General features: G+C 65.6%; 18 protein-coding genes and 1 tRNA gene. 10 read left to right on the forward strand and 9 right to left on the reverse strand.

Annotated elements, in window-relative coordinates:
• Nucleotides 1-86 precede the first annotated feature (86 nt).
• Genes ribBA through nrdR form a run of 4 tightly spaced genes read right to left on the reverse strand, consistent with a single transcriptional unit; the run spans nt 87 to nt 3,499 of the window.
• Nucleotides 87-1,178 carry a bifunctional 3,4-dihydroxy-2-butanone-4-phosphate synthase/GTP cyclohydrolase II gene (gene ribBA, locus IAE37_RS10800; RefSeq protein ID WP_136912703.1) on the reverse strand — a complete coding sequence of 364 codons (1,092 nt, stop codon included), beginning with the start codon at nt 1,176-1,178 and terminating at the stop codon, nt 87-89.
• Nucleotides 1,179-1,195: 17 nt separating this feature from the next.
• Nucleotides 1,196-1,861: a riboflavin synthase gene (locus IAE37_RS10805; protein ID WP_201173268.1), complete on the reverse strand. Its 666-nt coding sequence runs from the start codon at nt 1,859-1,861 to the stop codon at nt 1,196-1,198.
• 40 nt (nt 1,862-1,901) lie between these two features.
• A complete protein-coding gene (ribD, locus tag IAE37_RS10810; RefSeq protein ID WP_201173271.1) occupies nt 1,902-3,032 on the reverse strand; it encodes a bifunctional diaminohydroxyphosphoribosylaminopyrimidine deaminase/5-amino-6-(5-phosphoribosylamino)uracil reductase RibD in 1,131 nt (376 codons plus the stop codon).
• 2 nt (nt 3,033-3,034) lie between these two features.
• On the reverse strand, nt 3,035-3,499 hold the full coding sequence (gene nrdR / locus IAE37_RS10815; RefSeq protein ID WP_192938612.1) for a transcriptional regulator NrdR: 465 nt from the start codon (nt 3,497-3,499) through the stop codon (nt 3,035-3,037).
• A gap of 105 nt (nt 3,500-3,604) precedes the next feature.
• Here nrdR and IAE37_RS10820 point away from each other — a divergent pair, with 105 nt between their 5' ends.
• The 3 genes from IAE37_RS10820 to trxA are packed head-to-tail and all read left to right on the forward strand — an operon-like array spanning nt 3,605 to nt 5,620.
• A complete protein-coding gene (locus tag IAE37_RS10820) occupies nt 3,605-4,057 on the forward strand; it encodes a YbaY family lipoprotein (protein ID WP_201173273.1) in 453 nt (150 codons plus the stop codon).
• Nucleotides 4,057-4,716: a class I SAM-dependent methyltransferase gene (locus IAE37_RS10825; protein ID WP_201173275.1), complete on the forward strand. Its 660-nt coding sequence runs from the start codon at nt 4,057-4,059 to the stop codon at nt 4,714-4,716. The genes IAE37_RS10820 and IAE37_RS10825 overlap by 1 nt, the downstream gene beginning before the upstream one ends.
• A 31-nt stretch (nt 4,717-4,747) precedes the next feature.
• A complete protein-coding gene (gene trxA, locus IAE37_RS10830; protein WP_201173278.1) occupies nt 4,748-5,620 on the forward strand; it encodes a thioredoxin in 873 nt (290 codons plus the stop codon).
• A gap of 113 nt (nt 5,621-5,733) precedes the next feature.
• Here trxA and IAE37_RS10835 read toward each other — a convergent pair whose 3' ends face one another.
• Nucleotides 5,734-6,078 (reverse strand): hypothetical protein, encoded by a 345-nt coding sequence (locus IAE37_RS10835; RefSeq protein ID WP_201173280.1) that lies wholly within the window; start codon nt 6,076-6,078, stop codon nt 5,734-5,736.
• Nucleotides 6,079-6,212: 134 nt separating this feature from the next.
• Here IAE37_RS10835 and IAE37_RS10840 point away from each other — a divergent pair, with 134 nt between their 5' ends.
• From IAE37_RS10840 to IAE37_RS10860, 5 genes are all read left to right on the forward strand, one after another.
• Nucleotides 6,213-6,794, forward strand: coding sequence for a DUF2796 domain-containing protein (locus IAE37_RS10840; RefSeq protein ID WP_201173282.1), 582 nt, complete (start codon nt 6,213-6,215; stop codon nt 6,792-6,794).
• 2 nt (nt 6,795-6,796) lie between these two features.
• Nucleotides 6,797-7,507, forward strand: a complete 711-nt coding sequence (locus IAE37_RS10845; RefSeq protein WP_201173284.1) for an ABC transporter ATP-binding protein — start codon at nt 6,797-6,799, stop codon at nt 7,505-7,507.
• Nucleotides 7,507-8,772, forward strand: coding sequence for an ABC transporter permease (locus IAE37_RS10850; protein ID WP_201173287.1), 1,266 nt, complete (start codon nt 7,507-7,509; stop codon nt 8,770-8,772). The genes IAE37_RS10845 and IAE37_RS10850 overlap by 1 nt, the downstream gene beginning before the upstream one ends.
• Nucleotides 8,773-8,782: 10 nt before the next feature.
• Nucleotides 8,783-9,307, forward strand: coding sequence for a DUF3299 domain-containing protein (locus IAE37_RS10855; RefSeq protein ID WP_442967793.1), 525 nt, complete (start codon nt 8,783-8,785; stop codon nt 9,305-9,307).
• Between the two features lie 109 nt (nt 9,308-9,416).
• Entirely contained in the window at nt 9,417-10,100 is a 684-nt protein-coding gene (locus tag IAE37_RS10860; protein ID WP_201173290.1) for an OmpW/AlkL family protein, read from the forward strand.
• Nucleotides 10,101-10,230: 130 nt separating this feature from the next.
• On the opposite strand, the gene IAE37_RS10865 is transcribed toward IAE37_RS10860, so the two are convergent.
• The 3 genes from IAE37_RS10865 to IAE37_RS10875 all read right to left on the reverse strand — a co-directional run bounded on the left by IAE37_RS10865 (nt 10,231) and on the right by IAE37_RS10875 (nt 12,983).
• On the reverse strand, nt 10,231-11,163 hold the full coding sequence (locus tag IAE37_RS10865; RefSeq protein ID WP_201173292.1) for an NAD-dependent epimerase/dehydratase family protein: 933 nt from the start codon (nt 11,161-11,163) through the stop codon (nt 10,231-10,233).
• A complete protein-coding gene (locus IAE37_RS10870) occupies nt 11,156-12,040 on the reverse strand; it encodes a sugar nucleotide-binding protein (RefSeq protein WP_201173293.1) in 885 nt (294 codons plus the stop codon). The genes IAE37_RS10865 and IAE37_RS10870 overlap by 8 nt, the downstream gene beginning before the upstream one ends.
• A gap of 133 nt (nt 12,041-12,173) precedes the next feature.
• Complete coding sequence (locus IAE37_RS10875; RefSeq protein ID WP_201173294.1) at nt 12,174-12,983, reverse strand: XRE family transcriptional regulator; 810 nt, start codon at nt 12,981-12,983, stop codon at nt 12,174-12,176.
• Nucleotides 12,984-13,161: 178 nt separating this feature from the next.
• Between IAE37_RS10875 and IAE37_RS10880 the strand changes: the two genes are divergently transcribed.
• Nucleotides 13,162-14,604 carry an alanine/glycine:cation symporter family protein gene (locus tag IAE37_RS10880; RefSeq protein WP_201173295.1) on the forward strand — a complete coding sequence of 481 codons (1,443 nt, stop codon included), beginning with the start codon at nt 13,162-13,164 and terminating at the stop codon, nt 14,602-14,604.
• A 72-nt stretch (nt 14,605-14,676) separates the two neighbouring features.
• Complete coding sequence (locus tag IAE37_RS10885) at nt 14,677-15,666, forward strand: asparaginase (RefSeq protein ID WP_201173296.1); 990 nt, start codon at nt 14,677-14,679, stop codon at nt 15,664-15,666.
• A 70-nt stretch (nt 15,667-15,736) separates the two neighbouring features.
• On the opposite strand, the gene IAE37_RS10890 is transcribed toward IAE37_RS10885, so the two are convergent.
• Nucleotides 15,737-15,832, reverse strand: a tRNA-Sec gene (locus tag IAE37_RS10890).

Raw genomic sequence — 15,832 nt, forward strand, 5'->3', positions numbered from 1 at the left:
TGTTCTCATTTCAAGAGCGAGGCCGCTTGTTTGCGGCCTCTGCAGGGGTCTGGACTCGGGCTTGAAGGCGTCACTGCCGCCTCAAGTCACTCGGAGGGCACGTATTCTACAACTTCCAGATCGAATCCGGATATCGCATTGAACTTCATCGGCGAACTCATCAGGCGCATCTTGCGCACGCCGAGGTCGCGCAGGATCTGCGAACCGGCACCGACGGTGCTGTAGGTGGTCGGTGCCTTGGTCGGCGCATCGCCCGCGCTCTCGCGGATGTGTGCCAGCAGCACGTCGCCGTCCAGCGGGTGGCCGAGCAGCAGCACCACGCCGCTACCGGCCTCGGCCACGGCGGCCATGGCCGCGCGCAGGCTCCAACGGCCCGGTTGCTTGACCAGCAGCAGGTCGCGCAGCGGGTCCATGTTGTGCACCCGCACCAAGGTCGGTTGTTCGGCGCAGATGGTGCCCAGGGTCAGGGCCATGTGCACGTCGCCTTCCACCGCATCGCGGTAGGTGACCAGGTTGAATTCGCCCAGCTCGCTCTCGATCGGTTGCTCGGAGACGCGCTGCACGGTGCGCTCGTGGATCATGCGGTAGTGGATGAGGTCGGCGATGGTGCCGATCTTCAGGCCGTGCTCGGCGGCGAACACTTCCAGCTCGGCGCGGCGCGACATGGTGCCGTCGTCGTTCATCACTTCGCAGATCACGCCGCTCGGCTCGAAACCAGCCATGCGCGCCAGGTCGCAGGCGGCCTCGGTGTGGCCGGCGCGGGCCAGGGTGCCGCCGGGCTGGGCCATCAGCGGGAAGATGTGGCCCGGGCTGACGATGTCCTCGGCCTTGGCGTCCTTGGCCGCGGCAGCCTGCACGGTGCGCGCGCGGTCGGCGGCGGAGATGCCGGTGGTGACGCCTTCGGCGGCTTCGATCGACACGGTGAACTTGGTGCCGAAGCCGGAACCGTTGCGCGGCGCCATCAGCGGCAGCTTGAGCGTTTCGCAGCGCTCGCGGGTCATCGGCATGCAGATCAGGCCACGGGCGTGCTTGGCCATGAAGTTGATGTGCTCGGGCAGGCAGCACTCGGCCGCCATGATGATGTCGCCTTCGTTCTCACGGTCTTCGTCATCCATCAGGATGACCATTTTGCCCTGGCGGATGTCTTCGACCAGTTCTTCGATGCTGTTGAGCGCCACTGGCACCCCCTTCTCAATCAGGATTTCAAGAAGCCGTTGGCGGCCAGGAAGCTTTCGGTAATGCCACTGCCCTTGCTCGGTTCGGCGGCCTTGTCGCCCAGCAGCAGACGCTCCAGGTAACGGGCCAGCAGGTCGACCTCAAGGTTCACCCGACGCCCTGCGCGGTAGTCGGCCATGATGGTTTCGGACAGGGTGTGCGGGACAATGGTCAGCTCGAACTCGGCGCCATTGACCTCATTGACCGTCAGGCTGGTGCCGTCGACGGTGATCGATCCCTTGTGGGCGATGTACTTGGCCAGCTCCTTGGGCGCACTCACGCGGAACTGGATGGCGCGCGCGCTATCGCTGCGCGAGATGATCTCGCCGACGCCGTCGACGTGGCCGCTGACCAGGTGCCCACCGAGGCGGGTGGTGGGGGTCAGGGCTTTTTCCAGGTTGACCTTGCTGCCGCTCTTGAGGTCGATGAACGCGGTGCGCTTGAGGGTCTCGACACTGACGTCGGCCCAGAAGCCATCGCCCGGCAGTTCGACGGCGGTCAGGCACACGCCGTTGACCGCGATGCTGTCGCCGAGCTTGACGTCACCCAGGTCGAGCTTGCCGGTCTCGACGTAGACGCGCACGTCGCCGCCTTTCGGGGTCAGGCTGCGGATGGTGCCGATGGATTCGATGATACCGGTGAACATGGTGCTTCCTCAGGAACGGTTGCGCGGGGCAAGCCCGGCATTATACGCCGGGTGCCGGCAGAGGGATGGCCGTGACCCGCCAGTCATCGCCCACTGCACGCATTTCGGTGATTTTCAGCCGTGGCGCCTCGCTCATCCGGCTCAGCGGCCAGTCCAGCAGTGGCCGGGCCTGGGAGCCAAGGAAGGTGCCAGCGACGAACAGCTGGTACTCGTCGACCAGGCCTTGCTGGGCGAACGCGCCGACCAGGCCGGCACCTGCCTCTAGCAGGATGTCGTTGACGCCACGGGTGGCCAGGACGCGCAGCAGCGCGGGCAGGTCGACCTGGCCGTCACTGCCGGGCAGGCTCAGCAGCTCATGGCCGGCTTCGGCATAACGCGGGTCATCCGCCTGGGCGGTCACCACCAGGGCCGGCCCGGCCTGGAAGAAGGCCGCATCCAGGGGCAAGCGCAGGCGGCCGTCGACCAGCACGCGCAGCGGCGTGCGACTCAGGGCCAGGGCCGTGGTCTCGGCATCCAGGCCCAGCTCGGCGCCGCGCACGGTCATCCTCGCATCGTCGGCCAGCACGCTGGCGGCGCTGGTCAGCACCACGCTGGCGCGGGCGCGCAGGCGCTGCACCGCCGAACGGGCGGCGGGGCCGGTGATCCACTGACTTTCGCCGCTGGCCATGGCGGTGCGGCCGTCCAGGCTCATCGCCAGCTTGGCGCGCACGAACGGCAGCCCGTGTTCCATGCGTTTGAGAAAGCCGGGGTTGAGTGCGCGCGCTTCGCTTTCGAGCACGCCGCTGGAGACTTCGATACCGGCGTCGGCCAGGCGTCGCAGGCCCTGCCCCGCGACCTGCGGATTTGGGTCCTGCATCGCCGCCACTACCCGCGCCACGCCAGCCTTGACCAGTGCCTCGGCACAGGGCGGGGTACGGCCGTGGTGGCTGCACGGTTCGAGGGTGACGTAGGCACAGGCGCCACGGGCGCGCTCACCGGCCTGGCGCAGGGCATGCACCTCGGCATGCGGCTCGCCAGCGCGCACGTGCCAGCCCTCGCCCACCACCTCGCCGTCGCGCACGATCACGCAGCCCACGCGTGGGTTGGGGTGGGTGGTGTAGACGCCCTTGCGCGCCAGCTCCAGCGCGCGGGCCATGTAGTGGGCGTCGAGAATCGCGGTCTGGCTGGGCATGCTCACTCTTTGGCCGGCTCGCGGGCCAGTCGGTCGATTTCTTCGCGGAATTCGTCGAGGTCGCGGAAGCTGCGGTACACCGAGGCGAAGCGGATGTAGGCGACTTCGTCGAGCTTGCGCAGCTCGGCCATGACCATCTCGCCGACCACCAGCGACTTGACCTCGCGCTCGCCAGTGGCACGCAGGCGGCTCTTGATGTGCGCCAACGCCGCTTCCAGGCGCTCGACGCTGACCGGGCGCTTTTCCAGCGCCCGCTGCATGCCGGCACGCAGCTTCTCTTCGTCGAAGGGCTGGCGTGTGCCGTCCTGCTTGATCAGCCGGGGCAGCACGAGCTCGGCGGTTTCGAAGGTGGTGAAGCGCTCGCCGCAGGCGACGCATTCGCGGCGGCGGCGCACTTGTTCGCCTTCGGCGACCAGGCGCGAATCGATGACTTTGGTGTCGTTGGCACCGCAAAATGGACAGTGCATGGTGGCAGGCAACAAAAAAAGGGAGGGCCATGGTAGCGCATTGCACTGGCAAGACAAGACAAAGGGTTTACCATCCAGATAAATCTGCCCCTGAAGGATGACCCCATGCAGCCTCGCGCGCTCGTCGTGCTGTGCCTTTCCGGCCTCCTCGCCGCCTGCGGCAGCGACCGTCCCAAGCCCGACCAGGCCCCGGCGCCCACCCCTGCCAAGGTGGCGAAGAAATCCGAAGCATTGGGCCCGCTGCCGGCCTACCAGCGCGAACTGAGCGGCACCCTGCTGGCGATCCCCGCCGGTGCCGACGTCGAGCTGGCCCTGCTGGTGATCGATGAGCGCGACCGCCCGCAGCGCCTGCTGGCCAGCAGCAACCTGACCGGCACCGGCCAGGCCCTGCCCTACCAGCTGCGCTTCAACCCAGAGGCCTTCCCGGCCGGGGCCCGCGTCGAACTGCGCGGGCGCGCCAGCCAATCCGGCCAGTTGATCCTGCACCTGCCGCCGCTGCGCATCACCCAGGCCCAGACCCAGGCCACCGGTCCGCTGCGTTTCGAGAAAGCCCCGTAATGGCCCCGGCTGCACTGCAACAGGCCCTGGGCGGCCTGATCGGCGAAGCGCGCCTGGTCGTCAGCGCGCTGCCTGACTGCGAGTTGAAACTGTGGCTGGTCGACGAGCAGAACATGGACCGCGCCTTCAGCAGCGAGGAAACCCGACGCATCCTCGAAGAGCCGCCCTACTGGTGCTTCTGCTGGGCCAGCGGCCTGGCCATGGCGCGCTACCTGGCCGAGCATCCGCACTGGGTGCAAGGCAAGCGGGTACTGGACTTCGGCGCCGGCTCCGGCATCGCCGGGATCGCCGCCGCCCGCGCAGGCGCCCTGGAAGTGGTGGCCTGCGACCTCGACCCGCTGGCCTTGCAGGCCTGCCAGGCGAACGCCGTGCTCAATGGCGTGACGCTGGGCTACAGCAGCGACTTTTTCGCCGAGGCCGACCGCTTCGACCTGATCCTGGTGGCCGACGTGCTTTACGATCGCGCCAACCTGCCGCTACTCGATGCCTTTCTCGGCCGTGGTCGCCAGGCACTGGTGGCGGACTCGCGGGTGCGCGACTTCAGCCACCCGCTGTACCGGCATTTGGGCGTGCTCGACGCCCTGACCCTGCCAGACCTGGCCGAACCTCACGAATTCCGCCGGGTCAGCCTGTACCACGCCAGCCGCGAGCCTTTATAGTGGTGCCATTCACGGTTTTGCGAGAGTCACAATGAGCCAAGACACGCCGTATATCTTCGACGCCACCGATGCCAACTTCCAACAGGCGGTGATCGAGAACTCGTTCCACAAGCCCGTGCTGGTCGACTTCTGGGCCGAGTGGTGCGCGCCCTGCAAGGCGCTGATGCCACTGCTGGCGAAGATCGCCGAGGGCTACCAGGGCGAGCTGCTGCTGGCCAAGATCAACTGCGACGTCGAGCAGCAGGTGGTTGCCCAGTTCGGCATCCGCAGCCTGCCGACCGTGGTGCTGTTCAAGGACGGCCAGCCGGTCGACGGTTTCGCCGGTGCTCAGCCCGAGTCGGCGATCCGCGCCATGCTCGAACCGCACGTGCAGATGCCTGCACCGCCTGCCGAAACCCCGCTGGAGCAGGCCAAGGCGCTGTTCGCCGAAAGCCGCTTCGCCGACGCCGAGGCTCTGCTGGTGGCGCTGCTGGGTGAAGACAACAGCAATGCCGAGGCGCTGATCCTGTATGCCCGTTGCCTGGCTGAACGTGGCGAGCTGGGCGAGGCCGAAACGGTACTCGACGCGGTCAAGAGCGATGAGCACAAGGCCGCCCTGGCGGGCGCCAAGGCCCAGCTGACGTTCCTGCGCCAGGCCGCCAGCCTGCCAGAAGTCGCCGACCTGAAGAGCCGCCTGGCGCAGAACCCGCAGGATGACGAGGCTGCCTACCAGCTGAGCATCCAGCAACTGGCGCGCCAGCAGTACGAGGCGGCGCTGGACGGGCTGCTGAAGCTGTTCCAGCGCAACCGCGGCTATGAGAACGGGCTGCCGCAGAAGGCCATGTTGCAGGTGTTCGAGCTGCTGGGCAGCGATCACCCGCTGGTTGGGGTGTACCGCCGCAGATTGTCGTCGGCGATGTTCTGACCTGAGGCCCTTTGCCTGTTCGGCCTCTTCGCGGGTAAACCCGCTCCTACACGAGCTGGGAATTCTGTAGGAGCGGGTTTACCCGCGAAGAGGCCAGAACAGGCAATACCGATCTAGCCAATCCAGTGATACACCGGCGCATCCACGCCACTTTCCACTTTCACATCACTGCTGTGCCGCAAACGCACCAACAACCGCTTGCCCGCCGCCGTGCTCCCCGCCAACCCTTCCAACCGATCGAGCAACTCAGGCCCGTTCATCTGCCCGGCCTGACGCAGCAGGTCACGCGCCGCCGTCCACTGCCCATCATCCTGGCGTGGCGCCGCCACCAGTGCTGACGCAGGCACCTCGGCCACCGCCGCCACCTCGCTGCGCCGCCCCAACTGTGCCCACTCTTCAGGTTCGAGCTCGATGGTCAGGTCCACCGACCAATCCCCAATCTGTCCACGAATTCTCATGATGCATTCCTTGAAGCAGGGTCGATGGCGAACATGCTACCGCCCAACATGAAACCTGCGCCAGGCAGGCTGGCGGTGTACGGAAAAGTTGTTATAACATTACCAAATCATTATCCCCTGTCCTGGAGTCGTCCATGCGCCGCCTGCTGCTCGCCCTGCCCTTCGCCCTGCTGCCCCTGGCCATGGCCCACGCCCACGCCCACGACGAACACGACCATGATCATGCCCATGGCTCCCTGGGCGCCCACGAACATGGCGTGGCCAAGCTCAACGTGGTACTCGACGGCAACACCCTGGAGCTTGAGCTGGACAGCCCGGCCATGAACCTGGTCGGCTTCGAACATGCCGCCAGCAGCGAGGCCGACAAGGCCAAGGTGGCCGCCGTGCGCCAGCAGCTCGAACAGCCGCTGAAGCTGTTCGGCCTGGCCGCCGCCGCAGGCTGCAAGGACGACGCCCAGGACCTGGAAAGCCCGCTGTTCGGCGATGCCCCGAAAGCTGACGACGACGGCGACGAGCATGAGCACGGCCATGTGCACAGCGACATCAACGCCCACTACCAGCTGACCTGCGCCACCCCGGCCAAGCTCTCCCAGGTCGATCTCGCCCCGCTGTTCAAGGCGTTCCCGGCCACCCAGAAGATCAACGTGCAACTGATCGGCCCGAACGGCCAGAAGGGCGTGGAAGCTACCCCAGCCAAGGCCACGGTCGAATTCTGAACATGAACCAGCCGTTGCTCGAATTGCATGACCTGGTGTTTGCCTGGCCCGGCCAGCCACCGTTGCTGGATATCCCCGCACTGCGTCTCGAAGCCGGCGAGACCCTGTTCCTCAAGGGCCCCAGCGGCAGCGGCAAGACCACCCTGCTGGGCCTGCTGGGCGGGGTCAACCGCCCCGGCCAGGGCAGTATCCGACTGCTCGGGCAGGAGCTTGCCGAGCTGGGCCAGGGTGCACGCGATCGCTTTCGCGTCGACCACACCGGTTACATCTTCCAGCAGTTCAACCTGCTGCCGTTCCTCTCGGTACGTGAGAACGTCGAGTTGCCCTGCCACTTCTCGCCCAGCCGCGCCGAGCGCGCAACACGCCGCCACGGCAGCGTCGGCCAGGCCGCTGCGGCACTGCTGGCCCATCTCGGGCTGGACGACCCGGCCCTGGTCGGCCGACGCGCCGGCAGCCTGTCGATCGGCCAGCAACAGCGCGTGGCCGCCGCCCGGGCATTGATCGGCCAGCCCGAGTTGGTGATTGCCGACGAGCCCACCTCGGCGCTCGATACCGATGCCCGCGAGGCGTTCATCCGCCTGTTGTTCGCAGAATGCCGCGAAGCCGGTGCCAGCCTGCTGTTCGTCAGCCACGACCAGAGCCTGGCACCGCTGTTCGACCGCCACCTGTCGCTCGCCGAACTGAACCGCGCCGCCAAGCCCCGGGAGGTCTGATGTACCTGCTTCGCCTTGCCCTGGCCAGCCTGGCCAACCGCCGCTTCACCGCTTTTCTCACCGCCTTCGCCATCGCCCTGTCGGTGTGCCTGCTGCTGGCCGTCGAGCGCGTACGCACCGAAGCCCGTGCCAGCTTCGCCAGCACCATCAGTGGCACCGACCTGATCGTCGGCGCCCGTTCGGGGTCGGTGAACCTGCTGCTGTACTCGGTGTTTCGCATCGGCAACGCCACCAACAACATCCGCTGGGACAGCTACCAGCACTATGCCCAGGACCCACGGGTGAAATGGGCGATCCCCATTTCGCTGGGCGACTCGCATCGTGGCTACCGGGTGATGGGCACCACCAGCGACTACTTCAGCCATTACCAGTACGGTCGCCGCCAGCACCTGGAGTTGAGCCAGGGCCGCGAGTTCGCCAGCGACCCGTTCGAAGTGGTGCTGGGGGCCGAGGTGGCCGACGCCCTGCACTACAAGCTCGGCGACAAGCTGGTGCTGGCCCATGGCGTGGCGGCCATCAGCCTGGTCAAGCATGACGACAAGCCGTTCACCGTGGTCGGCGTGCTCAAGCGTACCGGCACCCCGGTCGACCGCACCCTGCACATCAGCCTCGGCGGCATGGAGGCCATCCACATCGACTGGCACAACGGCGTGCCGGCCCGTGGCGCCGGGCGCATCAGTGCCGAGCAGGCCCGCACCATGGACTTGCAGCCGACCGCCATCACCGCCTTCATGCTCGGCCTGAACAGCAAGATCGCCACCTTCAGCCTGCAACGCGAGATCAACGAGTACCGCGGCGAGCCGTTGCTGGCGATCCTCCCCGGGGTGGCCTTGCAAGAATTGTGGAGCCTGATGGGCACGGCCGAGCAGGCACTGTTCGTGGTGTCGTTGTTCGTGGTGCTGACCGGGCTGATCGGCATGCTCACGGCGATTCTCACCAGCCTCAACGAGCGCCGCCGCGAGATGGCGATTCTGCGGTCGGTCGGGGCCAGGCCGTGGCATGTCGCCGGGCTGCTGGTACTGGAGGCATTGTCGCTGGCTGCGGTCGGAATCGTCGCGGGGCTTGGCTTGCTGTACGCGGGCATCGCCCTGGCGCAGGGCTATGTGCAAGCCAACTACGGTTTGTACCTGCCGCTGTCCCTGCCAAGCGCCCATGAATGGAGCTTGCTGGCTATCATCCTGGGGGCTGCTTTGCTGATGGGCAGCGTACCGGCCTGGCGCGCCTATCGGCAGTCGCTGGCCGATGGCCTGTCGATCAACCTCTGAGTACCGCGTGATGATCCGATACCTCGGCGCCCTCTTCGCCGTCATGCTGTTCTGGTCGGCGCTCCCAGCCCTGGGCGCCGAACCGCGCGAACTGGACTGGCCTTCCCTGATCCCTGAGGGCGCCCCGGTCATCGAACCGCAACTGGCGCCGATGCACGACCTGTCGCAGTTGAGCGACGCCCTGGCCGAATCGGCGCCACCCGCGCCCCAGCAAGCACCCGATGCACCGGTGGAAAAGAGCCTGGACGGCCAGTTGGTCAAACTGCCCGGTTTCATCGTGCCGCTGGAAGTCAGCGAGGAAGGCCGCACCACCGAGTTCCTGCTGGTGCCGTACTACGGTGCGTGTATCCATGTGCCACCGCCGCCGTCGAACCAGATCGTGCACATTTTCAGCGAGATGGGCGTGCGTGTCGAAGACCTCTACCAGCCGTACTGGATCGAGGGAAAGATGCAGGTCAAAGCCTCCAGCAGCGAACTGGCCGACGCCGGCTACCAGATGGAAGCCGAGAAAATATACGTTTATGAGCTGAAATGAGAACAGTTTCGAATTTGTAGAAGCGCTTCCTTGAGCTGGGTCAAACTTTTGGCGTGAACGCCTCCGTACCATTGGACTACTCGATTACTCACGTCCTTTGGGAGCTTTCATGAACAAGTCCTTGCTCGGTGCCTCGCTCGTTGCCCTGGCGCTCGCAGCCCCTGTCGCCCATGCCCACCAGCCGGGGGACATCATCGTCCGCGCCGGCGCCATCACCACGGCTCCCAACGAAAACAGTGGCGACCTGAAATTCGACGGCAGCAAGGTCTCGGGCACCAAGGCGACCTTGGACAGCGACACCCAGCTGGGCCTGACCTTCGCCTACATGCTCACCGACCACGTCGGCCTGGAGCTGCTGGCAGCCACGCCGTTCAAGCACACCGTGGGCGTCAAGGGCCTGGGTGGAGGCCTGGATGGCAAGCTGGCCGATATCAAGCAACTGCCACCGACCCTGTCGTTGCAGTACTACCCGATGGAGCCTTCATCCAAGTTCCAGCCCTACGCCGGTGTCGGCATCAACTACACCCTGTTCTTCGACGAAGACCTCACCAGCCAGCGCAAGCAGCAGGGCTTCAGCAACCTTAAGCTGCAGGACTCGGTCGGCTTCGCCGCGCAACTGGGGATGGACTACATGATCACCGACAACCTGCTGGTCAACGCCTCGGTCTGGTACGTCGACATCGACACCAAGGCCAGCGTCGACGGCCCGACCGCCCTGGGCTACAGCAAGACCAAGGTCGACGTCGATGTCGATCCATGGGTGTACATGGTCGGCCTGGGCTACAAGTTCTAAGCTGAGCGCTGTGAACCGGGGCTGCTTTGCAGCCCTTTCGCGGCACAAGGCCGCTCCTACAGGGGTTCACGCATCCCCTTGTAGGAGCGGCCTTGTGCCGCGAAAGGGCCGCAAAGCGGCCCCAACGTTCTCAACCCTTACCGAGCAACCGCGCCAGCCCCTCGACCATCGGTGTCGGCTGTGGAAAATCGAACCGCGCCAGCAACCGCTGGTTGTCCGCCCGCGAATGGCGGATATCACCCGAGCGCGCCTGACCATAGCTGATCGCCGGCAAGCGACCCACCACCTTCTCCAGCGCCTTGAGCAGCTGGTTCAGCGAAGTCGCCTGGTTCAGGCCGATGTTCACCGCGCCCTCTTCCACCTGCGGCTGCTCCAGAGCCTGCACCATCACCTGCACCAGGTCGCCCACATAGAGGAAGTCGCGGGTCTGCTCGCCGTCGCCGAACACGGTGATCGGCAGCCCCTGGCTGACCCGCTCGCTGAAGATGCTGATCACACCGGAGTATGGCGAGGAAGGGTCTTGGCGCGGCCCGAAGATGTTGAAGAAGCGGAACACCACCGGCTCCAGGCCATGCTGGCGGCGGTAGAAGTCCAAGTACTGCTCGCTGGCCAGCTTGTCGACTGCATAGGGCGTCAGTGGCGCCTTCGGTGTGTCTTCGGCAATCGATTGGCCTTCACCATTGTTGCCGTACACCGCGGCGCTCGAGGCGAACAGCACGCGGCGGATGCCCTGCACGCGCATGGCCTCACAGACGTTGAGCGTGCCGATGAAGTTGCTCTGGTGGGTCTTTACCGGGTCTTCGACCGAGGCCTGCACCGAGGCGACGGCAGCCAGGTGCACGACGGCGTGGCAACCCTGGGCAGCGCGCTGGACCAGCGCGGCATCGGCGACATCGCCTTCGATCAGGGTCAGGCGCGGGTTGTCCAGATCCAGGTTGGCGCGCTTGCCAGTGGACAGGTCGTCGAGGATGCGCACCGCGTAGCCTTTTTCCAGCAACGCATCGCACAGGTGCGAGCCAATGAAGCCGGCACCGCCGGTGATCAGGATGGGAGCGTCAGCCATGGCGGTAGAATCGGTCCAGTAGAGGTGGCAAGCCGGCACGCCAGGCGCGCGGTTTGATGCCGAAAGTGTGAAGAATCTTCTTGCAGGCCAGCACCGCATGCTGCGGCTCCTCGCTGGCATCGGGACGCGCCGCATGGGCCTGCGCGGTCGGCGCCTGCACCGCCAGCTGGCGATATTGGCCTGCTTCGGCAAGGATAGCCTGACCCAGCGCCAGCAGCGTGGTGGCCTCGTTACCGGCGTAATGATAGGTGCCCCACAGCGGCGCAGTGCAGTCGAGCTGCTTGAGCACCGAGAGGATCACCCGCGCGGCGTCGTCCACCGGCGTCGGGTTGCCCCGCCGGTCATCGGCCAGCAGCAGTTCCTGGGGTTGCTCGGCGCGGGTCAGGAAGCGGCCCAACGCGCCATCGATGCTTTCGTCGAGCAGCCAGCCGAAGCGCAGCAGCACGTGCTGCGGGCAGGCCGCGCGCACGCTCTGCTCGATCCGCCACAACGCCTGGCCGCGCAGGCCCAACGGCACCGGCTCGTCCTTCTCGCTGTAGGCCGTGGCGCGCGAGCCGTCGAATACCCGGTAGCTGGAAGGCTGCACCAGGGTGATCTGGTGGTGCTGGCACAGTTCTGCCAGGCGCTCGACCGCGCGTTCCTGCAGGGCCAGGCGCTGGTCACTGACCGCCTCGGCCTGGAACCAGTCGAAGTAGTAGGCCAGGTTGACCAGGGCATCGGGGCGGTGATCGTCGAGCAACTGGGTGAGGCTGGCCGGAGTCCAGCCGTTTTCCGGGGGCCGTGGCGCCAGGAATGCGATGTCCTCCTCGGCCCCGAGACGAATCAGCGCTTGCCCGAGGGCATTGCCACCACCCAACAGCATCAGGCGCATACGCATAGAGTCAGCAGATCCGAACAGGTTGATAGGGGAAAGCGATCATTTTGCGGTTTCCGATGCGGGAAGTCCAACCAGTGGCTTCATGCCCACGCCAGGAGCCGGCTGGCCCGCGATTGGAGGAGCAGCCCCACCCTCACTCGATCTCGAACAAGCCATTGCTCAACGGCCCCACCGTCAGCCGCTCACGCACGTCGTCGTCGATGCGTGGATCGTCCGGCCGGTACAGCCTGACCTGGCGATAGGCGTTGATGCGGTTGATCTCTTCGCCTAGATACTCCCACACCACCCGGGTGCAGGCCGGGTTGCGCCGGTCACCGCTGGAGACACCGGTCTTGAGCCCGTTCAGGCGGGTGATGCGGCTCTTGAAACTGGGAATCAGGATCGTCTGGCTCATCTCGTTGAGCGTCAGCGATTCATAGTCGATCAGGAACAGGCGGTCCTGCAGCTGGTAGGCCACGCCCAGGTAGCGGCAACGCACCTCGGCGTGGGGATCGGTGGCGGTGGAGCGCTCTTGGCGCTCCTGGCGCTCGAAGACGAAATGCCCGCGCTCCTCGCGCAGGTGCACCAGTGACAGCAGGATCGAGCCCGGCACAGACATGCAATTGGAGTATTCGTAGTAATAGCCGCAGTAGCGGGACAGGTTGCCAGCCTGATCCTGCAAGGGCTGGAACAGCTCGCTGAGCGGGTCTCGCGGGGCTTCGGCCAGGGACGACACGCGCGCGCCGATCAGCCGGGCGAACTGCTCGGGCGGCAGGTTCAGCTCGTAGTCCTCGACACCGAAGAAATCACCGATGCGCTTGAGGTTGTAGGCCGTCGGACGGCTCTGCCCGCCCAGGTACTTGTTGAACTGGGCGCGGTTGATCGACAACTGCCGGCAAACTTCGGAAATAGAGCGGTAATGGCTGCAGGCCAGTTTGAGATTGATTGGAAAATGATCGCTCATGCTAGGACCTTGCCTGACGCTAATGACGCCATTCTAGCATCAACTCGCATCAAGTAAGAGCAACCCGCGAAATTGTAACCACCTTTGTCATAGCCAACCATGCGCCCCAACAGATAGCGATGCGCCTGCCGCCCGCTGGTCATTCCAAGCGAACAATAAGAATCGAGGTCATTTACCAATGCTCGAAGTCATCAACGATTTCCTCTCGGGGAAACTGCTCATCGTGCTGATCGTCGGTCTCGGCGGTTACTTCACCATCCGCTCGCGCTTCGTCCAGTTCCGTCACTTCGTTCATATGTTCGCCGTGTTCAAGGAATCGCTGCGTGGCCAGGCAGGCCAGCTGAGCTCGTTCCAGGCGCTGATGCTGAGCCTGGCCGGCCGCGTGGGTGCCGGCAACATCGCCGGTGTCGGTATCGCCGTGACCCTGGGTGGCCCAGGCGCAGTATTCTGGATGTGGGTCACCGCCCTGGTGGGCATGGCCAGCAGCTTCTTCGAATGCACCCTGGCCCAGGTCTACAAGCGTGCCGATGGCGATGGCCTGTACCGTGGCGGCCCGGCGTACTACATCCAGCATGGCCTGAAGCGCAAGAGCATGGCCGTGGTGTTCTCGATCCTGCTGCTGGTCACCTACGGCTTCGCCTTCATCGGCCTGCAGTCGTATACCGTGACCCACTCGCTGCAGAACGCCTTCGCCTTCGACCCGCGCCACACCGGTATCGTCCTTGCGGTGCTGCTGGCCATCACCTTCCTCGGCGGCATCAAGCGTATCGCTGCGGTCTCCGACCTGCTGGTGCCGATCAAGACTCTGGCCTACATCGGCGTGACCCTGTACGTGATCGGTACCCAGATCGAACACGTACCGGCCATGCTGGAAACCATCTTCAAGAGCGCCTTCGGCCTCGACCCGGCGTTCGGCGGCCTGCTCGGCAGCGCCATCGTCATGGGCGTGAAGCGGGGCGTGTTCGCCAACGAAGCGGGCCTGGGCAGTGCACCGAACGTAGCCGCCGTGGCTGCGGTGAAACACCCGGGCGCCCAGGGTGTGGTCCAGGCCTTCAGCGTGTTCCTCGACACCTTCGTGATCTGCACCTGCACCGCGCTGCTGATCCTGCTGTCAGGCTTCTACACACCGGGCTTCGAGGGTGACGGCATCGTCCTGACCCAGAACTCGCTGGCCGCCGTGGTCGGTGACTGGGGTCGTCTGTTCGTCAGCGTGGCGCTGTCGCTGTTCGTGTTCACCTGCATCCTCTACAACTACTACCTGGGCGAGAACAGCCTGCAGTTCCTCAGCCGCAACCGCGCGGTGCTGATGGCCTTCCGCGCCTTGGTGCTGGCGCTGGTGGTGTGGGGTTCGATGCAGGACCTGTCGACCGTATTCGCCTTCGCCGACATCACCATGACCTGCCTGGCGTTCGTCAACCTGGTGGCCCTGGCCCTGCTGTTCAAGGTCGGCCTGCGGGTGATGCGCGACTACGACGACCAGCGCAAGGCCGGTATCGCCCAGCCGGTGTTCGACTCGGCGAAGTTCGCCGACCTGGACCTTGACACCAACGCCTGGCCGGCCAATCCTCAGGCCGAAACAGCCGCTGACAAAGCCGCAGGCCAAGCCCAGCTGCAGCGCTGATATCCTCCGCTGCCCAGCCGCCCCGTTCGTGGGCGGCTGCTTCATCTCCGCTCACCGCTACGGAAGCTTTCCATGCGTGCAGTCAAGAATCTTCTCGTGCTCTACACCGGCGGCACCATCGGCATGTTGGAAACCGCCGAAGGCCTGGCGCCAGCTGGTGGTTTCGAGGCGCGCATGCGTGCACACCTCGCCCTGCTGCCCGACGCACCACAGGTACAGTGGACCCTGCAGGAAATGAACCCGCTGCTCGATAGCGCCAACATGCAGCAACACAACTGGCTGGCCATGCGCGATGCCATCGTCGAAGCGGTGGACGTTGCCGGCCACGATGGCGTGCTGGTGCTGCATGGCACCGACAGCCTGGCCTACAGCGCTGCGGCGTTGTCGTTCCTGCTGCTGGGCCTGCCGGTGCCGGTGCTGCTGACCGGCTCGATGCTGCCGGCCGGCGCCCCAGGCAGCGATGCCTGGGGCAACCTGTGCGGTGCCTTGCGGCAGTTCGAGCAGGGCCTGGAGGCAGGTGTGCAGCTGTATTTCCATGGCCAACTGCTGCACGGCTGCCGCGCTTCGAAGCTGCGCAGCGAAGCCTTCGATGCCTTCGCCGCGTTGCCCCGGCATCGTGACGGCGAGCGTGCCGCCGGTGTGCCAGCCGAGATTGGCTATCGCCAGCCACGCCAGCCAGTCAATCTGGCGGTGATGCCGGTGTTCCCTGGGCTGCAGGCTGGCCACTTGAAGGGGCTGCTGGACAGTGGCGTGCAAGGGTTGCTGCTGGAGTGCTATGGCAGTGGCACCGGACCGTCGGACGACCAGGCGTTGCTGGAGGTGCTGCGTGCAGGGCGCCAGCATGGTGTGCTGCTGGCTGCCATCAGCCAATGTCCAGAAGGGTCGGTGGTGTTCGATACCTATGCGGCGGGCAATCGCCTGCGTAGCGCCGGTCTGGTGAGTGGTGGTGGCATGACCCGTGAGGCGGCGTTGGGCAAGATGTTTGCGCTGCTGGGGGCGGGGGTGGATATCGATGCAGCAGAGCAGTGGTTTGCGCTGGACCTCTGTGGTGAGCTGGCCTGATTTTTAGCCTGTCGGGGCCTGTTCGCCGCTGCGATTTACCCGCGAACAGGCCGTGACGGGAAAACGAAAATGGCGGAAGGCAGCGGGAGTCGAACCTGCCCGGGAACGGCTGCCGTCCCCAACCGGGTTTGAAGCCCGGCCGCGCCACCGGGCGCGATTGCCTTCC

This window comes from Pseudomonas sp. S31 (assembly GCF_016648105.1).
Classification (GTDB): Bacteria; Pseudomonadota; Gammaproteobacteria; order Pseudomonadales; family Pseudomonadaceae; genus Aquipseudomonas.